This is a genomic window from Myxococcus sp. AB036A (genome assembly GCF_006547355.1).
GTDB lineage: Bacteria > Myxococcota > Myxococcia > Myxococcales > Myxococcaceae > Myxococcus > Myxococcus virescens.
In genome coordinates this window covers 1-23,104 of the sequence record NZ_VHLC01000084.1, presented here as the reverse complement: position 1 = coordinate 23,104, position 23,104 = coordinate 1, and the positions used below count along the sequence as shown (strand labels likewise).

At 70.9% G+C, this 23,104-nt stretch carries 18 protein-coding genes; 8 read left to right on the top strand and 10 right to left on the bottom strand.

Annotated elements, in window-relative coordinates; all coding sequences use genetic code 11:
• Positions 1-36: 36 nt before the first annotated feature.
• Positions 37-2,334 (bottom strand): MtsA protein, encoded by a 2,298-nt coding sequence (locus tag FL344_RS28055; protein ID WP_228565434.1) that lies wholly within the window; start codon positions 2,332-2,334, stop codon positions 37-39.
• A 223-nt stretch (positions 2,335-2,557) separates the two neighbouring features.
• Here FL344_RS28055 and FL344_RS28050 point away from each other — a divergent pair, with 223 nt between their 5' ends.
• Genes FL344_RS28050 through FL344_RS28015 form a run of 8 tightly spaced genes read left to right on the top strand, consistent with a single transcriptional unit; the run spans position 2,558 to position 13,881 of the window.
• Positions 2,558-2,962 carry a hypothetical protein gene (locus FL344_RS28050; protein ID WP_228565433.1) on the top strand — a complete coding sequence of 135 codons (405 nt, stop codon included), beginning with the start codon at positions 2,558-2,560 and terminating at the stop codon, positions 2,960-2,962.
• A 39-nt stretch (positions 2,963-3,001) separates the two neighbouring features.
• Complete coding sequence (locus FL344_RS28045; protein WP_141620688.1) at positions 3,002-5,272, top strand: AgmX/PglI C-terminal domain-containing protein; 2,271 nt, start codon at positions 3,002-3,004, stop codon at positions 5,270-5,272.
• A gap of 52 nt (positions 5,273-5,324) precedes the next feature.
• On the top strand, positions 5,325-5,960 hold the full coding sequence (locus tag FL344_RS28040) for an outer membrane beta-barrel domain-containing protein (protein ID WP_141590363.1): 636 nt from the start codon (positions 5,325-5,327) through the stop codon (positions 5,958-5,960).
• Positions 5,957-7,573, top strand: coding sequence for a hypothetical protein (locus FL344_RS28035; protein WP_141620687.1), 1,617 nt, complete (start codon positions 5,957-5,959; stop codon positions 7,571-7,573). The genes FL344_RS28040 and FL344_RS28035 overlap by 4 nt, the downstream gene beginning before the upstream one ends.
• Complete coding sequence (locus FL344_RS28030; protein ID WP_141620686.1) at positions 7,570-10,839, top strand: tetratricopeptide repeat protein; 3,270 nt, start codon at positions 7,570-7,572, stop codon at positions 10,837-10,839. Before FL344_RS28035 ends, FL344_RS28030 begins: the two co-directional genes overlap by 4 nt.
• Positions 10,821-11,330, top strand: a complete 510-nt coding sequence (locus FL344_RS28025) for a hypothetical protein (protein ID WP_141620685.1) — start codon at positions 10,821-10,823, stop codon at positions 11,328-11,330. The genes FL344_RS28030 and FL344_RS28025 overlap by 19 nt, the downstream gene beginning before the upstream one ends.
• Positions 11,327-11,962 carry a hypothetical protein gene (locus FL344_RS28020; protein WP_141620684.1) on the top strand — a complete coding sequence of 212 codons (636 nt, stop codon included), beginning with the start codon at positions 11,327-11,329 and terminating at the stop codon, positions 11,960-11,962. The genes FL344_RS28025 and FL344_RS28020 overlap by 4 nt, the downstream gene beginning before the upstream one ends.
• Positions 11,962-13,881 carry a tetratricopeptide repeat protein gene (locus tag FL344_RS28015; RefSeq protein ID WP_141620683.1) on the top strand — a complete coding sequence of 640 codons (1,920 nt, stop codon included), beginning with the start codon at positions 11,962-11,964 and terminating at the stop codon, positions 13,879-13,881. Before FL344_RS28020 ends, FL344_RS28015 begins: the two co-directional genes overlap by 1 nt.
• A 176-nt stretch (positions 13,882-14,057) precedes the next feature.
• Here the strand turns inward: FL344_RS28015 and FL344_RS28010 are convergent, their stop codons facing one another.
• From FL344_RS28010 to FL344_RS27970, 9 genes are all read right to left on the bottom strand, one after another.
• Positions 14,058-14,930, bottom strand: coding sequence for a DMT family transporter (locus FL344_RS28010; RefSeq protein WP_141620682.1), 873 nt, complete (start codon positions 14,928-14,930; stop codon positions 14,058-14,060).
• 347 nt (positions 14,931-15,277) lie between these two features.
• The gene (locus FL344_RS28005) at positions 15,278-16,081 is read right to left on the bottom strand and encodes a heme ABC transporter ATP-binding protein (protein WP_141590370.1); all 804 of its coding nucleotides are present in this window, start codon (positions 16,079-16,081) and stop codon (positions 15,278-15,280) included.
• Positions 16,078-17,166, bottom strand: coding sequence for an iron ABC transporter permease (locus tag FL344_RS28000; protein WP_141620681.1), 1,089 nt, complete (start codon positions 17,164-17,166; stop codon positions 16,078-16,080). Before FL344_RS28000 ends, FL344_RS28005 begins: the two co-directional genes overlap by 4 nt.
• The gene (locus tag FL344_RS27995; RefSeq protein WP_141620680.1) at positions 17,163-18,065 is read right to left on the bottom strand and encodes a hemin ABC transporter substrate-binding protein; all 903 of its coding nucleotides are present in this window, start codon (positions 18,063-18,065) and stop codon (positions 17,163-17,165) included. The genes FL344_RS28000 and FL344_RS27995 overlap by 4 nt, the downstream gene beginning before the upstream one ends.
• A complete protein-coding gene (locus tag FL344_RS27990; protein WP_141620679.1) occupies positions 18,062-19,150 on the bottom strand; it encodes a hemin-degrading factor in 1,089 nt (362 codons plus the stop codon). The genes FL344_RS27995 and FL344_RS27990 overlap by 4 nt, the downstream gene beginning before the upstream one ends.
• 27 nt (positions 19,151-19,177) lie before the next feature.
• Entirely contained in the window at positions 19,178-19,834 is a 657-nt protein-coding gene (locus FL344_RS27985) for an HmuY family protein (protein ID WP_141590374.1), read from the bottom strand.
• 33 nt (positions 19,835-19,867) lie between these two features.
• Entirely contained in the window at positions 19,868-21,883 is a 2,016-nt protein-coding gene (locus FL344_RS27980) for a TonB-dependent siderophore receptor (RefSeq protein ID WP_141620678.1), read from the bottom strand.
• Positions 21,884-22,014: 131 nt separating this feature from the next.
• Positions 22,015-22,206, bottom strand: a complete 192-nt coding sequence (locus FL344_RS27975; protein ID WP_194858393.1) for a hypothetical protein — start codon at positions 22,204-22,206, stop codon at positions 22,015-22,017.
• Positions 22,207-22,317: 111 nt separating this feature from the next.
• Positions 22,318-22,956: a hypothetical protein gene (locus FL344_RS27970; RefSeq protein ID WP_141590377.1), complete on the bottom strand. Its 639-nt coding sequence runs from the start codon at positions 22,954-22,956 to the stop codon at positions 22,318-22,320.
• Positions 22,957-23,104 lie beyond the last annotated feature (148 nt).

Below are 23,104 nucleotides of genomic sequence, written 5' to 3'. Positions count from 1 at the left end.
CCCGTGTCCTCCGAGCATGGACAGCCAGGTGACGGCCTACAGCGTGAGCAGGAACGCCAGCAGGTCATCGCGCTCCTCGGACGTCAGCGCGCTGGCGTGGCCGTGCTGGGGCCCGGACGTCTCCAGCAGCGCGCGCAGCGCGAAGCGCGTCTCCACCACGAGCCGGTTGTCCTTCACCCCATAGCCCGCGGTGGCGCTCGTCAGCAGGGGCCACACATCCCACGCCCCCACCAGGGACGGCGTCGCCGCGCCGGGCACCAGGTCCTGCTGCTCCAGTCTCAGCGGCAGCGCCACCGGCGTGCCGACCTCGAGGTACCGGCCCCGCGTGGCCAGGTCCTGGTCCAAGGTGTAGAGGGGCGCCGGGTGACACGTCACACAGGCGCCCTTGCCCTCGAACAGCGCGCGTCCTCGCGCCGGGCGCCCCACCCTCCCGTCCGGCAACGCCACCGTCTCCAACGGTGCGCCGTCCTCGCCGCGATGGGGGTTGGGCGGCGTGACGAGGAGCGCGTTGAAGAGGGCCAGCGCCTCCACCTCCGACGGCGACAGGTCCGGGTTGCGGAAGCGGTTGCGCGCGCCCACGAAGCGCACCGTGTCCACGAGGCTGACGTGGCTGGCGGGCGTGAAGTACGGCGGCGTGTCGCGGCTGCCTCGCAGCGTCGTGGAGCGGTAGATGCGGTTGGGCTGCGTCTTCTCGTAGAAGATGCCTCCCGTGTGGCCCTCAATGTGGCAGCCGTCACAGGTGATGCCCGTGCGTCCCAGGTCCGCGTAGTAGAGGACCTGCCCCAGCCGGCGTTTGGCCTGCGCGCGAGACGTCTCCACCGGAAGCTGACGCACCACCCGCGCCTTGCCCGCCCTCGCCTCGCGCACGTCCACCACCGCCACCGTCCGGGTGAACCGGTTGAGCACGTACAGCGTGCGCGCGTCGGGTGACAGCGCCAGCGCGCTGGGGCCCGAATGGAGCTCCTCGCCCGCCCTGCCCCGAACCCCGAAGTCCTCGGGCGGCCGGATGCGCGGCGTACCGTCGGGCGGCGCCACCGCCACCTCCTGGAGCACCGCGCGCCGGGCGGGCGCGTCCCCCGACACCAGCGCTCGCGCATCCAACACCCGCACGAGCCCCAGTCCCACGTCCGCCGCGTAGAGGAGTCCCGCGCCGTCGTCCAGCGCCAGCCCCTCCGTGCCGCCCGCGCCGAAGCCCCGGTGCCGCACGTAGCCGCCCCGCGAGGGCTCCACCACCGACACACCGCTGTTCGCGCTCACCTCCATGCGCTGGGGATTGGGCCCCACGTTCGGCCCCAGGCTCGACATGAAGACGTGCCCCAGCCGCTCGCTCGCCACCAGGAAGCGCGGCGCCTTGCCGCCCATCACCTGCTCGCGGAAGCGCTCGGTGTTGCCTCCGACGATGGACACACCCGGCCCCGGCGCCACCGTGGAAACGAGCGTCCCGTCCTCCTGCCGCAGCAGCTCCAACTGCCCTGTCTGGAGACTGCCCACCGCCAGCAGGTCCTTCCACCGCGCCAGCGCCCGAGGGTTGGGGTCCACCGGCGCCGACCAGCGTATGCGCCCGTCCGCCAGCGACAGCGCCTGCACCTGGTCCCGCACACGCTCGGCCACGAAGGCCACGCCGGCTCGGCCATCCACGGTCAGCCCCTCCGCCCCCAGCGGCGCGGGCAGCACCCGAGGCGCGGCGTCCAGCGCATCCAGCGCATACAGCCACAGCTCCGGCTGATACCGGTGCGTCACGCCCAGCCAGGGCCGGCCGGCCGAATCCGTCCAGGCCGCCAGCGCGGCGGGACCGTCTCCCGTGGCCAGCCGCGACACACGCCCGGTGTCGACCTCCAGCGCGAACACCGTGTCGGTGGGGGGCGAAGTGATGAAGAGCGTGCGCCCATCCGGCGCGGGCACCATCGCCGTCAGGTCGGTGAAGGCCGCGTCGTTCACCACCGTGAGCCGCGCCGCGCCCTCCGACTCGGCGCCGTCCGCCCCGACGAGCCGCGCCTCCACCACCGCTTGCGGCGCATCCTCTGGCAGACGGAGCCCCGCGGGCAGCCGCGCATAGGCGTGCGTGGCGTCCACCACCGTCAACGGCAGGCGCAGCGACAGCGGAGGGCCCAGCGATAGCGACAGCCCCGGCACCAGCCGTTCCCCCTGGATGGAGAGCGGCTGGGATGTTTCATTGCTCGTGAGCCGAGGCCCCACGGATGACAAGACAGGGCGCGCCGCGGCGGATACCGGAGCGGGTGCGGCTGTTTCACGGAGCCGATGCACCACCACGCCCGTGGCGACCATCGACACGCTCAGCACCACCAGCACCGCACGCCTGCGATTCCTGCTCATCCGCGCCCGTAGCATCCGCGCGAGAGCATCCCCCATCCTCCGGCGAACTCGAAACGCAGCACCGCACGCCATCTTTCCAGCGTCCCGGCAACATCCCCGCGTCACCGTGGTGGACGCGCCCCACATGGGGTGGAGTGCCCTCTACACCTGGGTGCGCACGGCGTCACATGCGCGCGCCGGAGTGTGCGTTGACAGCTCGGTACACGCATCGCTTAACCTGTTGATGATGCGACGCTTCCTCTTCTGCATGGCTGTCGCCCAGCTTCTCGGCGTCGGCACGCTGGTGGCTCCGGCCGAAGCCTGGGCCCAGAGCCGCGGCCGTACCTCGCGCCAGGCGAAGTCCAAGGCCGCCAAGAAGGCGGCCTCCAAGACGCCGCCGAAGATCGAGACCAAGGGCTCGTCCGTAGTGGACCCCGTGACGGGCGACGCGGCCACGGCCTCCTCCAACAACGCGCTGCCGCAGCGAGGCCCGGCGCGCATCGACTTCGATGACCGGCTCATCCAGGGACAGACGAACAAGTCCGGAGCCGTGTACCTCTATGACCGCAAGGAACTGAAGACGCGGTCGATGATCCGCGAGCGCGAGAGCTTCCGCTCCGAAACGCTCTCCACGGTGTACGACCACTAGGGCAGCACCGCCCCCCAGCCCTTGAATGGAGCGTCACCGTTGAGCGGCCAGCCCAGCGTCTTGCAAGTCGTCATCCTCCGCGACGGTCTCCTCGTGGGCACCGAGGTGTTCGTCCCGGGCACCTATGCGCTCGGCTCGGATCCATCCTCCGACCTGCGCCTGGATGACCCGTCCGTGGAGCCGCGGCACGCGCTGCTCTACTTCCAGAACGGCCGCGCGGCGGTGCAGGACGCGAGCTCCAGCACGGGGCTCTTCGTCAATGGCCACCGCGTCTCCGCCTGTGAAATCCGGCCGGTGGATGAGGTCCTCTGTGGCCCCTTCATCCTGAAGACGCGCGTGCTGTCGCAGAAGCCGCAAGAGGCCAAGCCGCAGCCGCCGCCCGAGGTCGCCGCGCTGCTCGGCGCGGCCCAGGCGCCCACGCCGTTCGCGGCGCCACCGCAGGTCGCCGCGCCCGCGGCCCCACCGCCCTCCGCCGCGCCCGCGCGGCAGCTCCGTCCGGCCACGGCGGTCCCGCCCGTGTCCACCGCCACCATGCCCGCCGCGCGCGTGCCACAGCAGGTGGCCGCGGTTCCTCCCGTCCATGTGGCGACGCAGCTGGCCTACCCCACGCCCGCGCAGCCCGTGCCCGCGGTGGCCGTGGTTCCGCCCGTGGCGCAGCAGGCCGCCGTCCACGCCGCTGGCGGCCACGCGCAGGGACTCCCGCAGGCGCAGCCCGCCGTCATCCCCGTGCCTGGAGCGCGGCAGGCTCCCGCGGGCGTACCGGCGAGCACCGTGCCTTCCGCCCGCCGCCGGGCCGCACCGGAGCCGGCCCCCGCCGCCAACTCGGGCATGCAGTTCGCGGACGAGCTGATGGCGGACCTCGCCCTCGACCCGCTCCCAGAGCCCACGGGGCCGCTGCTGCAGGAGCAGCGCACGCTGGCGCGGCCCACGCATGCGCCGCGCATCGCGCCCGGCAAGGGCACAGCGCAGCTCTACCTGGAGCTGTACTGGGGCGCCATCCGCCGCGACGCGCGCCGCTTCGCGCCGGACAAGAAGAAGCCGGTGCAGGCCTCGCTGGACCTCGAGGGGGCCATGCCCCTGTGGGGTTTCACGCTGCCGGAGGGCGCGCCCTTCACGCTGGCCGAGCCGCTCAACAACGCCTTCCGCCTCTTCGTGCCGCCGGGCACCGACGTGGAGAAGAGCGGCGGTGACGGCCGCTTCACCCCCGTCACCGGCGCGGCCCTGGAGTCCGACGGCAGCCGCCGCTTCCTCACGCTGCGCGAGGGCACCGCCGCGCGCCTGACGCAGGGACAGATGTCCCTGGTGGCCTACGCCGCGCCCAAGCCCGCGCGCGTCTTCGTCAACCCGCTCAAGGGCCTGCCCTGGCTGACGCTGACGTGCCTGGGCCTCTTCGCCTCCGCCATGGCCGCGTTCCTGGTCATGAAGCCGGACCAGCCGGAGGTGGCGGACTTCCAGCACAAGAGCCTTCCGCCCGTGGCGCTGCGCCTCATCGCGCCCGAGCCGAAGAAGAAGGAAGAGGTGAAGAAGAAGCTGGAGGCCCTCCAGGAGAAGGTGAAGAAGCCCACCAAGGAGAAGGTGGCGGAGAAGGCCCCGCCCAAGCCTGTGGAGAAGACGCCACCGCCGCCGAAGCAGCCCGAGAAAGCGGTGGCCGCCGCCACGCCGCCGCAGAACAAGGCGCTCAAGGCGCTGGCCAAGCTGTCCGCCGCGGGCCCCGCCACCAACGATTTGCTCGCCGCCGTGGACAAGCTCGGCAGTGGCCCCGGCAGCAAGAACGCGAAGAATTCCAACTACAAGCTGTCCGGCCTCATCGGGAAGGCCCCCATCGCCAACGCGGGCCTGGGCACCTTCGGGCTGGGCGGCGGCGGCAAGGGCGGCGGCGCCACGCTGGGCGCGGAGCTCCTGCGCGGCAAGGGCGGCGGCGGCATCGGCGCGCTGGGCGCGGGCGGCGTGGGCAAGGGCAAGGTGGGCGGCACCGTCACCCGCGCCACGGCCCGCAGCATCGCCTCCACGCAGGGCACGGTGGACCGTGAGGCGGTGGCGCGCGTCATCAACAGCAACCTGCACGAGGTGCACGGCTGCTATGAGCGCGCGCTGCTCAAGGACCCGGGTCTTGCGGGCAAGGTGGTGCTGGAGTGGACCATCGGCGCGAACGGCCGCGTGGTGGCCGCCAAGACGAAGTCCTCCACGCTGCGCAATGCCTCCGTCGAGTCCTGCATCCTCTCCAAGCTGAAGTCGTGGACGTTCCCTTCCCCCAAGGGTGGCGTCGTCATCATCACCTATCCGTTCCTCTTCAACTCGGTCGGCTACTGACGTGGCCTCAGTCCGCGCGTCCGTTCCCGTCCTCCCCCAGGAAGCCCCCACCGTGCGATACGCCCTGCTCATCCTCTTGCTGCTGACGCCCGGACTCGTCCGCGCGCAGGCCGAGGCGCTGGAGAATCCCGGCGCAGTGTCCGCCATCCAGGAGCGGCGATTCCGGATGCACCACGAGCTGCTGCTCGGCGTCGGCGTGCTGCCGGCCAACGCCTATTACAAGGGCCTGGTGGGCACTGTCGGATACACGTACCACTTCACTGACACCTTCGCGTGGCAGGTCGGGCGCGGCACGTACAGCTACAACCTCCAGACGAGCCTGCGCCGCCAGCTCGAGCGCGACTTCAACACGTCCCCCAACGCCGCGGCCTTCCAGGACCAGGTGCAGTGGATGGTGGGCTCGGACCTCATCTGGAGCCCGCTCTACGGGAAGATGGCCTTCCTCAATGAGTCGGTGCTGCACATCGAGGCCTTCCTGCTGGGCGGCGGCACGGTGGTGAAGCTCGACCGCGACGGCGGCTTCCGGCCCGCCGTCAACGTGGGGCTCGGCCTGCGTCTCTTCACGGGCAAGACGCTGTCGCTGCGCCTGGACGTGACGAACAACACCGTCTTCACGGGCGCCACGCGCGTCATCCAGGTGCCCCTCATCCAGCTCGGAACCGCGTTCAACTTCGGCGCCACGGAATGACCTCCCGCTCGCTCATCGCCGCGCTCACCAGCGCCGCGCTCCTCGTGTCTCCAGCGCCCGCCGACGCGCAGTCTCCGGCCGCCGCGCAGGCTACGTCCACCGCCCCCGCGGCCGCGCCCACCCAGGGCACACCTCCGGCGGGAGCCAAGGCCCCCGGTGACGCCAAGGCCGACGCGCCCGACGCCGGCAAGCCCGCCGCGAACGCCCCAACGGCGGGCGCGGAAGCCCCGCCGCCCGCGCCGCAGAAGGTGGACCCGGGCGTCTTCGACAAGGCGCTCAAGGACTACTTCGACGGCAAGCCGCGCGACGCTGCCGGGCCGCTCCACGCCTGGCTGCAGGCCGCGCCCAAGACGGACGAGAACTACGCCTGGGGCCAGTACTTCCTCGCGCGCAGCCTCATCGACCTGGGGCTGACGCACGCGGGCGCCTCGTACCTGGCCCGCATCGCCCGCGAGCGCTCCAACCCCAACGTGCTGCCTCGCGCCCTGGACACGCTCAAGGCGCTGACGGACCGGCCGCACGACGAGGTGATGATTGACCAGCAGGTGTTCGGCGCGCTGGACCTGGGCTTCCTCCCGGAAGACACGGGCGCGTACGCGCACTATCAGCAGGGTCTGGTGGACCTGCGCGTGGGCAACGAGCGCTGGGCCAACACCCACTTCGCCAAGCTGTCGGAGACCAGCCCCGAGGCCAGCCGCGCGAAGTTCGCGCTGCTCGTCACCCGGCTGAAGCAGGTGAAGGAGCCGTCGGACGAAATCATTTCCGACTTCCTGGCGCTGTCCGAGGACGAGAAGCTCACCCGCGAGGCCCGCAACGAGGCGGCGCTGGCGGTGGCGCGCCTGCGCTACGAGCGCAAGGACTTCCAGGGCGCGTTGGAGGCGTATGACCGCGTGAAGCTGCCCGAGCTGGACCCGGGCCGCGCCAGCCTCTACCTGGAGGAAGCGTGGACCCGCTACAAGCTGGGCGAGCTGCGCGCGTCGTTGGGCATCCTCACCACGCTGGACGCGCCGTCCTTCCGCGACGAGTTCCTGCCGGACAAGTACCTGCTGCGCGCGCTCATCTACCGCGACTTGTGCCACTACCTGCCGGCCAAGCGCGCCGCCAAGGAGCTGACGCGGCGCTTCGCGGACTCGCTGGAGGCGGTGCGCAACCGCGAGGACCTCACCCAGGACGTGCGCCTGCGCCGCGCCGCCAACGCCCGGGGAAGCACCCAGCGCGCCGCGCGCTTCCTGGAGACGTTGGAGCTGGAAGGCGAGCGGCTGGGCCGCTACGCCGGCAGCTTCGGCGACCGGCTCTTCTCGCACCTGACGAAGCTCTATGACTTGTCCCGCGCCGAGGCGGTCCGCGTCCATGACGCGCGGCTGGCCGAGGCCGTCCGCCAGGAAGCGGACACGCTGCTGCGCGCCGCCGAGCAGGTGCGCCTGATGGAGTACGAAGTGGGCCTGAAGCTGTACGAGCGCGTGAAGAAAGGCGCGCGGATTGTCGCGCCGGAGGACGAGCAGATTCTGTCGCCCACGCAAACGGCCTACCGTTTCGACGGCGAGTACTGGAACGACGAGCTGCGCTCCTACCGGGTCCGCATCGACAGCCGCTGCATCGAGGAGACGCCATGACCGGCCACCTGACGGGCCTGATTGCCGCCGCGATGCTCGCGGCCGCCCCGGGTGGCGCTGGACGTCCCGGCCCGGGCATCAACCCGATTGTCTCCAAGGCCAAGGAGCGCGACGAGCTCATCGCCAAGCTCAAGCGCGACATCTTCAAGGTGGACCGCGCCATCGGCGAGACGGAGCGCCTCATCTCCAAGAGCCGCAACGCGCCCTACCTGCCGGACCTCCAGTTCCGGCTGGCCGAGCTCTACGTGGAGAAGAGCCGCTACGTGTACTACCTCCAGGCCGAGTCGCGGCCGGAGGGGGCCAGCGGCGCCATCGTCTCCCCTGAGACGCGGCTGCTGAAGCAGAAGGCCGTGCAGATGTACTACCGGCTGCTGCGCGAGTATCCGGACTTCAAGGACGGCGACCAGGTGACGTTCTACCTGGCGCACGAGCAGCGCGAACTGGGCCAGTTCGACGAGATGCTCAAGACGCTCGGCGACCTGACGCGCAAGTTCCCTGGCAGCCCGCTGCGCCTGGAGGCGGAGCAGATTCTGGGCGACCACTTCTTCGACAAGGCCGACCTGGGCGAGGCGGAGAAGCACTACCAGGCCATCCTGGAGGCCCCGCCTTCGCCCGTGCACGACCTGGCCCGCTACAAGATGGGCTGGATTCGCGTGAATCAGGCCAAGCACGCGGAGGCCGTCACCTTCTTCGAGGCCGCGGCCGCCAGCGCGCCGCTGCCCGGCGTGGACGCGAAGAAGGCGCTCAACGTCAAGCGCGAGGCCCTGCTGGACCTCGTGTACAGCTACACCGAGGCCAAGCCCCCCAAGGGCGCGCTCAACTACTTCGAGAAGCTCAGCGACAGCCGCGCCACGTACGCGCTCGCGCTGGACAAGCTGGGCAACCGCTACTTCATCAAGCAGCAGTACGAGTGGGCCATCCCCGCGCTGCGCAAGCTGATGGAAATCCAGCACGACCCGGAGCTGGACCTGGAGCGCGGCCAGAAGCTCTACGACGCCATCAAGGCCTCCAAGGGCAAGGTGCTGCCGGACCCCGAGGATCTGCGAATTCTCGTGCGCGCCGCGGTGCAGAGCAAGACGGACCCCGAGCTGGCGGAGGCCGAGCGCAAGAAGCACCTGGTGGAGCTGGAGGAGATGGCGCGCGACCTCTCCACCCTGCTCCACGTGGAGGCGCAGAAGAAGAACGACAAGGCGCTCTACGTGAGCGCGGCGGAGGCCTATCAGGCGTACCTGGGCCTCTTCCGGCCCGAGCAGCACGTGCGCACGATGATGAAGAACCGCGCGGACGCGCTGTTCTCCGCCAACGCGTACCCCGAGGCCGCGCGCCAGTTCGAGGAGCTGGCCCGCTACCAGGTGAAGGCCAAGGACGCGAAGGGCGAGGAGGAAGCGCTCAACGCCGCGCTGCTGGCGCACTTCTCCACGCTCAAGCCGGAGGAGGCGCAGACGCGCAACGCCTTCGAGGTGGCGGACGCGCGTCAGGCCATGAAGCTGCTGGGCGCCGACTTCGTGTCGCGCTACCCCCGCAGTGAGAATGCCCTGGTGGTGAAGTTCAACATCGCCCGCGCCTACTACGAGGACGGCGAGTACCCGAAGGCCGCGGAGCTGTTCACCGCCTTCGCGCTGAGCCACCCGCAGCACAAGGAAGCCCCCATCGCGGGCAACCTGGCGCTGGACAGCCTGCGGCAGCTCAACGACTTCAAGGGACTGGATGAGACGGGCAAGAAGCTGCTGGGCGCGCCGCTGCCGGCCAGCTTCCGCGCGGACGTGCAGAAGATTCTCACGCAGAGCCGCGCCGAGGCGCTGGATGAGCTGGCCCTGCAGAGCGCCCAGGAGACGGGCGACGTCATCCAGGGCCTGGTGAAGGTCGCCGACGAGAACAAGAACTCCGACATCGGCGAGAAGGCGCTCTACGGCGCGTTCACCGCGGCGCGCGAGAAGCGTGACATGCAGGCCCAGCGCGACCTGGGCACGAAGCTGGTGCAGGACTACCCGAAGAGCCAGTACCTGTCGGACGTGCTGCTGACGCTGGGCCGGCACGCGGCGGAGGCCGCGGCGTTCGGTGAGGCGGCGGGCTGGTTCGAACAGGTGGGCCAGAAGCTGGGTGGCGACTTCGCCGCCGTGGACGGCTGGCTGGCCGGCGCGCGGCTGCGCATGGCGCTGGGCGAGCACAAGGAAGCGGCGCGTGACCTGGAGGCCGCCGCCGACATCGCTGGCGCGCGCAAGTCGGACATCCTGGTGATGCTGGCGGAGACCCGGCTGAAGCAGAAGGACTACGCCCGCGCGAAGACGGCGGCCGAGGCCGCGCTGAAGCTGGACCGCCACAGCGCCGCCGCGGCGGCGGTACTGGCCGAGGTGCAGGCCACCACGGCGCCCACCGCGCCCGCCGACGCGCTCATCGCCACCCTCACCACCGCGGTCCAGGGCCCCAACGGCGGCACCGAGGAGGCGGCGAAGGGCCTGTGGTACCTGGGCGAAATCCTCTACCGCGGCTACAAGGACCTGCCGGCGGACCAGGTGGAGGAGAAGGTCGCCGCGCTCCAGAGCATGGAGGGCATCTACACGCAGGCCGCGTCGCTGGGCTACGCCGAGTGGGCAGTGGCCTCGCTGTGGAAGCTGGCGCTCGCATACGGCCACATCGCGGACGTGGTGGAGGGCACGGCCGTTCCCGCGGGCCTCTCCGCCGCGGAGGCACAGCAGTTCCGGGCCGCGGTGAAGGAGCAGGTGACGCCGCTGAAGGCGCGCTCCGACGAAGCGTTCAAGGCCTGCCTGTCCCGCGCCGAGTCCCTGGAGGTCTTCAGCGCCGCGGTGGTGGGCTGCCGCGCTCGCACGGAGACGGCGGCGCTGCCAGTGCCGCAGCCGGGCACGCCCACGCAGCCGGCGTCGCTGGAGGAGCTGCGCAAGAAGGCCGAGCGCACGCTCAACGCGGAGGCGCTGGAGGCACTGGGTCTGGCCTACCTGGACGCGCGCCAGTACGGCATGGCGCAGCTCACCCTGGGCCGCGTCACGGAGTTGCAGGACACGCGGGCCTCGGCGCACTCCGCGCTGGGGCTGGCGCTGCTCCACATGGGTGACGCCATGGGCGCGCGCGAGGCCTACGGCCGCGCCATGGACTCCGACCCCACCTTCGGCAAGGCGCGCCTCAACCTGGCCGCGCTGCGCTGCCGCTTCGGTGACGTCGACGGCGCACGCCGCGAGCTGGCCGTGCTCAAGGACGTGGCCTCGCTGGGCGGCAACGACGTGGATGGCGGGTGGAAGGCATGCAAGTGAGGCCCTCGCGCGCATCGTGGCTCGGCGCCCTGCTCACCGCCCTCCTCTGCGCTTGTGGCGACGAGGGCGGGCGGTTGGAGGGCAGCGTGACGTCGCTGCTCGACCTGCGCTACGACCGCGCGGAGGCGCAGCTGGCCGAAGGTGAGCTGGCGGTGAGCTTCGTCACCCAGCAGGGCACGGGCACCAACACGGTGCTGAAGGTCAGCGCCCAGGTGCAGGACATGCTCCCGGAGGGCTACACCGGCTCGCTGGACGTCAACCTGGCGGAAGTCCTGGCCAACGGCGCGCAGCGCGGCGCCATTGGCCGCAACGTGCTGGATGAGCCGGCGCGGACCTTCCCGGAGCTGCGGGTGGGTGGGCTGAAGGTGAAGGCCCTCCCCAGCCAGCAGGGCCAGCGCATCTCCGGCGAGTTCCACGTCACATTCGTCAACGGCACCCACACCTATTCCGGGCGCACCATCTTCGGAAGCTTCGAGGCGACGGTTCCATGAAGCGCTTTGTCCTGCTCACCCTCCCCCTGCTCTCCGCGTGCGGCGCCAGCTACAACATGCGCGTGCCCGACTCGATGGAGAAGAAGCTCCCGTACGAGGCGCGCATCGAGCTGCTGGAGGCGGAGAACAACCTCGCGCTCGCCATCGACAGGGTGGACGAGGCCGACAACGAGATTGGCCGCGCCCGCGACAACATCCGCCGCGCCCGCTCCCGCAAGGAAGCCGCGGAGGATGAAGTGGACCGCGCGTCGGACGAGGTGTCTCGCGAGGTGGCGAAGCTGGCCATCGCCGAGGCCGAGGCCCGCGTGGAGTACCTGCGCGCCCGGCAGCGGCTCAGCGTGGGCCTGCGGGACGTGGAGCGGCTGGCGCTGCGCTGCGCCTTCGCCGAGTTCGAGCTGGCCCGGCTGCAGGCCGCCCGGAAGGCGAAGGTCGAGGGCAGCGAGCGGCTGGACCCGAAGGACTTCGAGGAGCAGGTCTCCGAGTGCAAGGCGGAGGTGAAGGAGGAACGCGCCGAGCTCGCTGGAGACGAGAAGGAAGAGAAGACGGCGCGGGAGGCGTGGGAGGCGAAGAAGGCGGCGCTCGCGAAGAAGACCTTCGACGCCCGCGCGAGTCCCTACGTGGAGAACCTATAATGAAGACTGCCAGCTTCCTGGTGCTCCAGCTCCTCACCGCGCAGACCGCCGAGCCCGACACGGCCACGCTCGAGCGCACCGCCGCCGTGGAGAGCGCGCGGTTGGCTGAGTCCCCCGACGACGCGGATGCCCTGTACCGCCTGGGCACCGCCTTCCTCGCGCTCAACACGCCGAAGAAGGCCGTGGCGCCCCTGAAGAAGCTGGTGGCCCAGGAGCCGGACCTCATCCCACCGAAGCTGGCCCTGGCCCGCGCGCTGCGGCTGTCCGGTGAGCCGGAGCAGGCGCGCACGGTGCTGGACACGGCCATCGCCGCCTTCCCCGAGGAGTCCACGCTCCGGGCCGAGCGCGGCCTGCTGGCGCGCGTGCTGGACGAGCGCGACGTGGCCATCAGCCAGTACGCGGTGGCGGTGGAGCTGGCCCCCCAGGACGCGGAGCTGCGCTTCAACCTGGGCGAGGCCCTGCAGCGCGCCAACCGCACGGACGACGCCATCGAGGCCTACCGCGAGGCGCTGAAGCTGGACGCGAAGCTCAACGTGGCCCGCGTGAATCTGGGCAAGGCCCTGGCGGAGAAGGGCCTCAACGGCGAGGCCAAGGAGACGCTGCGCGAGGCCACCCGGCAGAAGCTGGGTGACACCGAGGCGCACTACAACCTCGGAGTGCTCCTCATGCGGGAGAACGACCTGGACGGCGCCATCGCCGAGTACCAGCGCACGCTCGCCGCCGCCCCCAAGCACGCCAGCGCGCACAACAACATGGGCGTGGCGTTCAACGAGAAGGGCGACCCGCGCAAGGCCACCGACGCCTTCCTCAAGGCCATCGCCGCGGACCCGAAGTTCGCCGAGGCGCACTTCAACCTGGGGCTGGCGTACTACCAGCTCGGTGACTTCGCCCGGGCCACGAAGGCGTTCGAAAGGGCCGTGGTGCTGGAGCCGCAGCGGTCCAGCGGCCCGTACACGCAGCTGGGCCACCTGTACCTGACGCAGGGCAAGAAGAAGCAGGCCGTGGAGGCCTTCAAGACGGCCATCGCGAAGAGCGCCGAGGACGGGAAGAAGACGACGGAGGCGTACCAGGGCCTTGCTCGCGCCTGGCTCAGCCTGGGCAAGGCGGACGAAGCGGTGGCCACCCTGAAGACGGCCGTGGGCGCCTTCCCGAAGGACGCGAGCGCCCGCGCCGCCTATGGCGAGGCCCTGCGCGCCAAGGGTGACTTGGATGGCGCCATCGCCGAGTACGAAGAGGGTGTGAAGCTCGCCCCCACGCCGGAGAACCGGCTGGCGCTCGCGGATGTGTACGCGCAGAAGCGGGTGAGCGCGAAGGCACAGCCGCTCTACAAGGCCCTCCTGGACGAGGACCCCACCAATCGCGCCGCGAAGCTGGCGCTCGCGGACCTGCTGCTGGCCATGGGCGACTATGTGGCGGCGGAGGGGCTGCTCAAGCCCAAGGACGGCGAAGAGGCCGACACCGCGGCGCTCGCACGGCTGGGCATCGTCCACTCGCGGCGTGGGCGGCCGGAACAGGCCGTGTCGGAGCTCGAGGCGGTGGTGGCGAAGGATCCGGCGCAGTTGGAGGCTCGCGCGGAGCTGGGCTTCATCTACCTGCGTGGCGGCGACGGCGCGAAGGCGAGGAAGGTGCTGACGTCCGTGCTGTCGGTGGACCCGCGCCACTCCCTGGGCCTGCTGTACATGGGCCACACGCTGTACCAGCAGGGCAATACGAAGGGCGCGGAGAAGTCCTTCCGCAACGCCGTGCAGGCGGACCCGAACTTCGCCGAGCCGCACAACGCACTCGGGCAACTGCTGGAGGCGACGAAGCGCATCGACGAGGCAAAGGAAGCCTACAAGATGGCCGTGCAGTTGCAGCCGGACCACCCGGATGCGAGAAACGCGCTGAAGCGGCTGACGGCGTCTGCGCCCACGCAGTAGGCCGCTCGCGAAACGTCTCGCCGCAATGCATGCGGCGAGATGGGCGGAGGGTGTGCACTCCCACGCCATAGGCGTCTCGCGGAACGTCTCACGGCAAGGCCTGCGCGCGAGCCCACAGCCGCGTGGACAGATGAGCGCATGGGCATCGCGTCCGCGCAGTCCTGTGCGGAGTTCTCCTATGCCGGCACGCCCAGCAACACCGCGCCCACGGCGACGAGCGCGGCGCCCGACAGTTGCCGTCGGCCCAGGCGCTCACCCTGGAGCGCCGCGAGCACCAGCGCGAAGGCGATGGAGGTGTTTCGAAGCGTCAGCACCACGCCTGCGCCTCCCCCTGCCAGCGCCGTCAACAACAGGCCGAACGACAACGCGGAGATGAGCCCCGCCGTCAGAACGAGGCCCGGTGCGAGCAGAGCCTCCCGGCGGAAGGCAGCCCACCCCTGCTGGCGGCCCCGCTCCAGGATGAGCACGGGCAGCGCGACGAGCAGGCCGGTGGCGAACAACGCAGGAGGCTGCGCGCCCGTCCCCAGCGCCATCTTGTAGCTCAAGTGGTAGCCCGCGATTCCCACCGCCGACAGGGCCGCCCATGCCACGCCCGTCCCCATGGCCCCCGAGGAACGGGACAGGTTCATCACCGCCAGCCCAACGCAGAGCAGCGCCACGCCCGACACCGTCCACGAGGACACCGCCTCCCCCAGCCACAGCACGGACACGGGCCAGACGAGCAGCATCGCGCCGCCACGCGACACCGTGTACGCGAGCCCGAGTGGCGCCTGACGCAGCGACCGCGCGAGCCCCGCGAGGTAAACGCTCTCACACACGCCCGCCCACAGCGCCCAAACGAGCCCCTCCGTGCTGGAGAACGCGGGGCCACGCATCCCCAGCGCCCAGATGCCACTGGCCAGGATGACCACGGACATGACGCTCACCACGCCCACTTCCGGATTGGGATGACGCTTGAGCAGCGCGTTCCAAGCCGCGTGCAGGAACGCGGACGACAACACCAGCACCAGCGCAGCAGTCTCCAATGCGGCTCCTCGACGACGACCCACGCCCGTGACTACTCCAATCCCCGCGCGGGCGCAGCCGCCCCCTTGGAGGCCGTTCGCGAGCTCGCTGTTCGGAAATGTCGGGAGATTTGCCGCTTCGAAACGCAATGCGTGGCACCTCCGCGCCCGCTGAACGGGGAGGGGGGTGACGAGGCACGACAGCACGCCCGATGTGCGGCGTGGGCGCACCGGGCAGGCCACGGCTTCCCTGCCCATCTGCCGCCAGCGTGGGGAAACGGCGCCCCCCACGGGAAAGGCCCTGGGCCATCACGCGCGGTGTGGAGGGGCACCGGGCGCCCAGGGCGTTTCCCGCGGGGAGCTGAATCCAGCGGGCACGGCTCCGTCCGTGCTCAGGGAGTCAGCGGCGCGCGGCCCTCCGGGATGACCAGGGGACCGGGCGAGCCCGGCCATTCGACGACCTGCACGCGCAGACCGAAGACGCGGGCCACCAACTCCTGGGAGAGCACCTGCGCCGGTGCGCCCAGTTCAACCACCCGGCCCTCGGCGAGCACGGCCATCCGGTGCGCGTATCTCGCGGCCAGATTGAGGTCATGCAGCACCGCCAGCACCGCGCCCCCCGCCTGAGCGAAGCGCGCCGCGGCCTCCAGCACGAGGTGCTGGTGGGCCAGGTCCAGGCTCGCCGTCGGCTCGTCCAGCAGCAGGTAACGGTGTCCGGATGCCAACGGTTCGGAGAGCTGAGCCAGCACCCGCGACAACTGCACACGCTGCCGCTCGCCCCCCGACAGCGTGAGATACGAACGTGAAGCCAGGTGCCGCGTGTCGGTGGCATCGAGCGCCGCCACCGCCGCCGCCAGGTCCGCGCTGCCCTCAGCGCGGCTCGAATGGGGACTCCGTCCCAGCAGCGCCACCTCCAGCGCCGTGAAGCCGAAGCCCAGCGACGACTCCTGGGGCAGCACGCCCAGCCGCATGGCGCGCTCCCGCGGCTTCCAACGCGACAAGGGAATGCCGTCCAGGAGCACCTCGCCCGTCGAGCACCGCAGCTCGCCCGACATGGCGGACAGCAGCGTGGACTTGCCCGCGCCGTTGGGCCCCACGACGGCCAGCACCTCACCGGGCTCCAGCGTCAAATCCATGGGCCCCAGCGTCCGCCCACGGCCACGCCACACCTCGATGCCACGAACCTCCAGGCTCATGCGGCCCCCTTGCGCGACAACAGCCCGATGAAGACGGGAACGCCGAGCACGGACGTGAGTGCGCCCACGGGCAGCTCGGCGGGAATGGCCGCCGTGCGAGCCAGCAGGTCCGCGCCCACCAGCAGCGAGGCCCCCAGCAAGGCGGAGGCACTGAGCAGCCGCCGGTGGTCCGGTCCCAGCGCCAACCGCAGCAGCGCGGGCACCAGCAAGCCCACGAAGGCGATGACGCCGGTGACGGACACCGCGGCCCCCACCCCCAGTGCCGCGGCGAGGATGAGCCGGCGCTTGAGGCGCTCGACATCCACGCCCAGGTGCCACGCCTCGCGCTCTCCCAGCAGCAGGAGGTTGAGGGTGCGCGCCTCACGCAGCAGCAGGCCCAGCGCGATAAGCAGCGGCGGCGTGGCGGCCCCCACCACGTCCCAGGACGCACCGCCCAGGCTGCCCCAGGTCCAGAAGGTGATGGAGCGGAGCTGCGCGTCCGTGGCCATCTGCGTGAGCAGACCGATGCCCGCGCCCGCCCCCGCGCTGACAGCCACGCCCGCCAGGAGGATGCGCGCCGTCTCCGTGCGACCGCCGCCCCCACCCAGCCGGTGCGCTAGCAACGTGGCGCCCAGCGCGCCCAGGAAGGCCGCACCCGGCACCGCGAGCATCCGCAGCGAGCCCAGGTGGGCACTGAGGGCCACGTCCATGACGATGGCCGCCACCGCCCCCAGCGCCGCGCCGCTGGAGGTGCCCAGCAGGCCGGGCTCCACCAGCGGGTTGCGGAACAACGCCTGCAGCGCGGCACCACAGGTGGCCAGCACCGCGCCCACCATGATGCCGAGCGTCACGCGCGGCAGGCGGATGGACAGCAGCACCGCCTGCTGCACGGACTCCAGCTTGTGGCCGATGTCCAGGCCCACCTGTTCCAGCAGACTGCCCGCCAGTGCCAGCAGAGGCACCGGCACCGCGCCCACGGCGAGCGACAGGAGCACCACGCCCAGCAGCAGCGCCGTCAGCAGCAGCCACGGGCGCGGGGCTGCTGGCTGGATGGGCTCCTGGGTGCGGTAGGTGGCGGAGACGGGCGCAATCTCCGACGCACTCATTTGCGGCCCCGAGCCGGGGACATGTACCCATCCTGCAAGCGGCTCACGGCCTTGCCCAGGTGAGGCCCCAGCCCCATGAAGTGGACGTCGTCCACGGTGATGAGGCGCCAGCCGCGCACCTGCGACAGGCCGGGCGTGCGCGACAGGCCCTCCTCTCCGCCCACCGGCTCCAGGGAGCTGGCCGGCATGAGGATGAAGTCCGGCGCCGCCTCGACCACCGCCTCCGCCGTTAGCGGCTTGTGGCCCGCGTAGCCGGCGATGGCATTCACGCCGCCCGACAGCGTGACGAGCTCGCCCGCCGCCGTCCCGGCGCCCGCCACCATGAGGACGTTGGCCCCGCGCGCATACAGCGCGAGGACCCGCGGCGGCTTCGCGTCCTTGCGCGCCGCCGTGCGCTCCTGCGCCTTGCGCAGGTCCGCGTCCAACTGCTTGACCAGGGCCTCGCCCTGCTCGGCCTTGCCCAGGCGCTGCGCGAGCGTCCGGATGCGCTCGCGCGTGGCTTCGACGGTGTGCTTGTTCGGCAGCACCACCACATCGACGCCCACCGTCTTGAGCTGCTCGAGCACGCCCGGAGGGCCCGCCTCCTCGGACGCCAGCAACTGCGACGTCCCCAGCGCGACGATGGCCTCCGATGACAGCGCCCGCTGGTAGCCCACCTTCGGCGACTTCCGGGCGACCTCCAACGCCAGGCTGGTGTCGTCCACGCCCACCACCTGCCCGCCCGCCCCCAGCGCGAAGACGGTTTCGGTGATGGCGGGGCCGACGGTGACCAGCTTCGCCGCGTTGACCGGGGCCTTGGCCGCGGCCGCCGTCTGAGGCTTCGCGGGCGCTGGCCCCGCCGCGTGCGCGAGCGAGGCCACCGCCATGAAGACCCACGACAGCCCGAACGCGCGGCTCATCGCGATACCTCGCTCGCGGGCAGCGCCCTGGCCAGCTCCTCGGCCAGCGCGCGCCACTCGGGCGACTCGGGCTGCCCCGGCTTCCGCTTGCCGAAGATGAGCGCGATGTTTTCCCCCGCCTCGTTGAACAGCTCCAGGGACGTGACGACGCCGTCCCGCGTGGGCTTGCGCACGACCCACGCCGAGTGGACGTGGTCCGCGCGGACGTGGAGGTTGAAGCCCGCGTCCAACACGTTCATCCACGGGCCCATCGGCTTCACGTTCTTCACCGGGCCGGTGTGAATCTGGATGCAGCCGGGGTTGCCCACGAAAATCATGATGGGAAGCTCCGTCGCGGACGCCTTCTCCAGCACCCACGTCAGCGAGGACGTCGCCACCGGGGTGGTGAGCTCCGGCTCGGCCAGGCGGAGCGCCTGGGTGCGCCCCACGCTGAAGCGGTTGAGCAGCATGAAGAACTCATGCGTGTCCTGGAGCGCGCGCCAGCCGGAGCGCAGCCCCTCCGCGTCAATCTCGCTGTCGGGCTTGGGCGCCGCCGCGGGCGCGGCCGGGACGATGCTGAGCACCGGCGACTGGTCCGCGTGGGAGAACTCCTTCACCAGGGTGTCGAACGTCTCCTCGCGCCCTGCCTCCTCCACGTAGAGCTTGTGGACGGCCGTCCCCGACGCGTCGAAGAACTGGAGGCTGCGGCGGATGCCATCGCCGTGCGGCTCGCGGATGGCGAAGCCGAAGCTCCAGCGCGTGAAGAACAGGCGCAGGTCGATTTCCTCGTCCAGCACCAGCCCCTGCTTGCCGTGCAGCTCGATGTTGCGCCAGGTGCCACGCTTCTCGTGCACGGCATGCGCGTTGCGAGTGAGCGACATCACCCGCCCCAGCGACTCGAAACGGGGCAGGAGCGCATCCAGCCGGAGGTCCAGCCGGACGACGCTCTCCCCAAGTCCCGTGGCGAGCAACTGCGCTTCACTCACACCCAACTGCTCGGCGGCGTCACGGATACGGGTGCGAGGCTGCTCCTCGCGGAGGGTCTGCCAGCGCTGGCGCAGACGGGTGGACTCGGAAACGACATCAGAGTTCGCGGTCTGATTCATGTTGGACACCTGGAAGTGGAAGGGTGCTCAGTACGAGGACGGCTGCGTCACGGCGCTGCCGCTAGAGGCGGGGCCAGGCACCTTCGCCCAGCGGAGCGACAACATCCCCGGCGTGCCCGCATCGTCGTAATAGGACTGCATGGCGACCTTGAAGTAGTCACCAGCGTCGGAGCGGACGACGTACACATTGCGACGCGCGGTGAGGGCGTGCGTCGTCATGTCGTAGGCGTACCACCCGTCGCCCTGCTGGAAGGCGCTGTCCGGGTCCTCGCCCCGGTCCGGGCCGTCCTCGGCATCCGCGACGTAGCCGTCCGCCGGCGCCTGCGTCACCGCCGCGAAGTCCGTCTCGAGGAGCACCGCCACCGCCACGTTACCGGTACCACTCACGCCGCCCCGGGTGCGGACGTTGAAGCGGTTGAAGGCCAGGTCCCAGACAGTGTCCTCGGAGGCGCTCACCTGCGCGCCCTTGTCCAGGTCCAGGCCAATCCAGTCCGCGCTGCTCGTCGCATTCACGGTGGTGGTGTACGAGCCGTCATCGTTGGCCACGTGATTCACGTGGGAGCCATCCGTCGGCTGGCTCTCTGGCGCCAGCTCGAGGTCATCGCCGCACGCGGACAGAGAACCAGCCAGCAGCAGGGCGGCGGCGCGGCCCAGGAAGGAGGAACGGGGAGAGAAGCGGGACATCGGGACTCCTTGAGTGAGAGGTGGAAGGGAGCGTCAGAGCCGGGCGGAGATGCCGGCCTGGATGGCGCGAGGGGGAATCGGAAGGTCGGTGGGGTTGCCCGCGTTCGCGAGGTTGGTGCCCAGCACGAAGAACTGGAGTTCCTCGCGCATGCGCCAGCCCAGCCGGGCATCCACGGTGACGTAGGTCCTCGCGTCGTACGGGTTGGCGACGCCGTCACCGTCCGTGTCCGGGTAGAAGGGACGCGGCCCCACGAGCGCGCCGCGCACCCAGGCCTCCAGGCCCGACGTCCGGTGACGCCAGGTGGCCTGCGCGGTGAGGCGATGGCGCGCCTGCCCTTCCAGCGCCAGCCCCGTCTCCTCCGAACGGCCGTTGGTGAGCGTGTAGCCCAGCTCCGCGGAGATGCGGCCAGGCAGCTGCTGACGCACGCCCAGCTCGCCTCCGAGCACGCGCGCACGCGCGATGTTCACGTAGGTGAAGAGCTGCTGCGGACCGACCATCTCCGTGGAGACGCCAATCATGTCCTGAAGGTTGTGCTGGAAGGCGCTCACCCACAGGAGCGAGGACTCCGCGGGCTTCACCTCCACCGACAGGTTGAAGCTGCGCGAGCGCTCCGGACGCAGGTCCGGATTGCCGTGCACCCGGTAACCCACGCTGGGGTTTTCGAAGTCGAGCAGCATCTCCTGGAAGCCCGGGGCCCGGAACGCCCAGCCGTAGCTGCCGCGCAGCGTGAGCCAGGACGCCGGGTCCATGCGCGCCGCCAGCCGAGGCGTCACCGCCGTGCCGAACTGCGTGTCCGTGTCCACGCGCGCGCCCGGCACCAGCGTCAGCTTCCAGCGCGGCACCAGGGTCCAGTTGTCCTGCACGTAGATGGACGCGCGGGCGCGCTGGCCGGTGCCGTCTTCGCCCAGCCGGTCCGCCTGCAACCATTCGCCGAGCAGCTCCGCGCCCACCACGAAGGCGTGGGCGTCTCCGAGCTTCGCGTCCAACTGCGCGCCCAGCCGGCCCTGCTGCTCGCGCGTGTCCTCGATGGTGTCCAGCGCGTTGGAGCGGCGCTGGTCCCTCAGGTAGCGCCGGTTGAACCACGCATAGGCACCGTCCACGCGCAGCGAGGCGTTGTTGGACAACGTCCACCGGGGAGACAGGCGCACGGAGAGCGAGTCATCCCGGCTGGCGCGGTCGAAAATGGCGCCCGTCCCCCCCACGTCCACGCCGCGCTGCACCCGCCGCGCATAGGTGGCGTTGGCCTGCAGCGCCGTGCCCTCACTGACGCGCAAGTCACCGCCCGCGGACGCGTCGATGCCATCCAGGCTGCTGCCCGTGGTGCCGATGCTCGTCGGGTCCAGGAGGTACGCGTCCCGCCGCGCCAGACCGCCGCTCAGACGCAGCCCCCAGTTCTCACCCTTCGCCTCGCCGGTGGCGTCCAGTTCCAGCCGCTGCATGGAGCCGTAGGAGGCGCGCAGCTCGGCGCCCAGCGGACGGCGGGCACGGCGGGTGATGAGGTTCACCACGCCCGCCACCGCGTCGCTGCCGTAGAGGACCGACGAGGGGCCCTTCACGATTTCCACCTGTTCGATGTCCTCGATGGACAGGCGGGACAGGTCCACGCTTCCGGCCACCCGGCCGGCCACGCGCTCACCGTCCACCAACACCAGGACGTACTCCGGCGACAGGCCCTGCAACTGCACCGTGGCGCCCGCGAACGTCTGGACCACCTGGAGCCCAGGGTGCGCGGCAAGCAACTCCGACGCGTCCCGCGCCCCGCTGGCCAGGATGTCCGAGCGGGTGATGACCTCCGTGGCCACCGCCGAATCCTCGAGCCGCTCCGGCGAACGCGACGCCGTCACCACCGTGCGCGCTTCCGGCAGCGCCTCCGCGTCTAACGCGGGCTTCGGCCCCGCATCGGCCTGGGCCACCTGCGCATCGGGCGGAGCCTCCGCGGAGGAAGCCGCGCTGGAAGCCACCTCGGTGGCAGGCGCTTCACTGCCACCGCCCCACGCCGTCCACGGCATGGAACAGGCCACGAAGAGCAAACACCCACGCCACGCCATTGCTGCGTCCTCCGGCGCAAGGCCGGGGGCCTTTCGCGGAAGGCCCTGTAGGGCGCTGGGCTCAATGGCCTCGGGCCTCAGGAAAAGACCTCACTGCACCGGGCCTGCGCGGCCCGGGAACGACTCACACGTCAGCGGACGGCGCCGCTCACCTGCGCACCACCACCGCCTCCCGGCGGCGTTCGCTCCAGGGGCACCACCTGCGTCCGGTGGCAGCGGCGGCACTTGAGCTCCACGCCCTCCGGCACCAACCGCGCCAGCAGGCTGCCGCACATGCAGCGCAGCTCCTCCGCCCCGCCTTCACCGTGGCAACCGTCGCGCATCACCGCTCCTGACTCGAAACGGCGGTGACGATATTGATACTGATTTTCAAAGTCAAACGATTGGCAAAAAAACCGCCCCAGTGCGAATCAGGGTGTGCGGGAGCGCGCCGCTCAGTGAACCTTGGAGCGCGCGGAGATGTCGCGAGCCAGACGCACCTTGGGCGTCACCATGCGAGCGACACCGGAGTAGAGCTGTTCCTCGGTGTAGACCTTCCGCACCCGGCGATGGCTGCCGGGGTGGTAGGCGGGACCGGGCCGCTCCAACCACTGGAGGATGCGTACCTCGCCGGAGTGGGCCATGGCGGCCAGCAGCTCCGGGGGGCACAGCTTGAGGTAGCGGCGCACCAGCGGCTTGAGCTTGCGAGAGAAGTTGCGCCCCAGCACGGCATGGCGCCGGCCGGAGTGCAGCGTCCCGTCGAAGCGGCGCGACAGGTGGAAGAGCTCGTGAATCACCGTCTCCACGCGGGCCTGCGCGGTGGACCCCCGGAAGAAGAGCGGCCGAAGGGTGACGCAGTACAGCATCCGCTTGCCCCGGATGCGGATGATGGGCTTGCGGCGTCCGGTGCGGTCCGTGCTCTTCCCACCCCGGAAGCACAGGGGCTTCACGGTGCCCCGGGAGGCGCGGCGGGCCTCACCGGCCACCACGAGGATGCGGCCCGCCTTCACATGTCCGAACTCCGGCATCTTCGCCGCGATGTCCCGGATGAGAGAGCGGAGCGTCTTGTTGAAGTTGGGGCGGCGTTGGGCCACGGGTGGTGGACAGTCTAGCGGAAAAGCCCTTGAGAGGACTCCAGGGCATGGCCACATTGTCTAGCGTCATGCGCTTGCCCTCGCCCATGTTCCGACTGGCCGTGGTGCTTTTCCTCTGTGCGGGGTGTGCTTCCGCCCCCACCCGGCC

Coding starts and splice junctions, on each gene's coding strand:
- FL344_RS28035 (WP_141620687.1), top strand. CDS start 5,957: ATGACCTCCCGCTCGCTCATCGCCGCGCTCACCAGCGCCGCGCTCCTC.
- FL344_RS28055 (WP_228565434.1), bottom strand. CDS start 2,334: ATGAGCAGGAATCGCAGGCGTGCGGTGCTGGTGGTGCTGAGCGTGTCG.
- FL344_RS28020 (WP_141620684.1), top strand. CDS start 11,327: ATGAAGCGCTTTGTCCTGCTCACCCTCCCCCTGCTCTCCGCGTGCGGC.
- FL344_RS27985 (WP_141590374.1), bottom strand. CDS start 19,834: ATGTCCCGCTTCTCTCCCCGTTCCTCCTTCCTGGGCCGCGCCGCCGCC.
- FL344_RS28030 (WP_141620686.1), top strand. CDS start 7,570: ATGACCGGCCACCTGACGGGCCTGATTGCCGCCGCGATGCTCGCGGCC.
- FL344_RS28050 (WP_228565433.1), top strand. CDS start 2,558: ATGATGCGACGCTTCCTCTTCTGCATGGCTGTCGCCCAGCTTCTCGGC.
- FL344_RS27975 (WP_194858393.1), bottom strand. CDS start 22,206: ATGCGCGACGGTTGCCACGGTGAAGGCGGGGCGGAGGAGCTGCGCTGC.
- FL344_RS27995 (WP_141620680.1), bottom strand. CDS start 18,065: ATGAGCCGCGCGTTCGGGCTGTCGTGGGTCTTCATGGCGGTGGCCTCG.
- FL344_RS28005 (WP_141590370.1), bottom strand. CDS start 16,081: ATGAGCCTGGAGGTTCGTGGCATCGAGGTGTGGCGTGGCCGTGGGCGG.
- FL344_RS27980 (WP_141620678.1), bottom strand. CDS start 21,883: ATGGCGTGGCGTGGGTGTTTGCTCTTCGTGGCCTGTTCCATGCCGTGG.
- FL344_RS28015 (WP_141620683.1), top strand. CDS start 11,962: ATGAAGACTGCCAGCTTCCTGGTGCTCCAGCTCCTCACCGCGCAGACC.
- FL344_RS28000 (WP_141620681.1), bottom strand. CDS start 17,166: ATGAGTGCGTCGGAGATTGCGCCCGTCTCCGCCACCTACCGCACCCAG.
- FL344_RS27990 (WP_141620679.1), bottom strand. CDS start 19,150: ATGAATCAGACCGCGAACTCTGATGTCGTTTCCGAGTCCACCCGTCTG.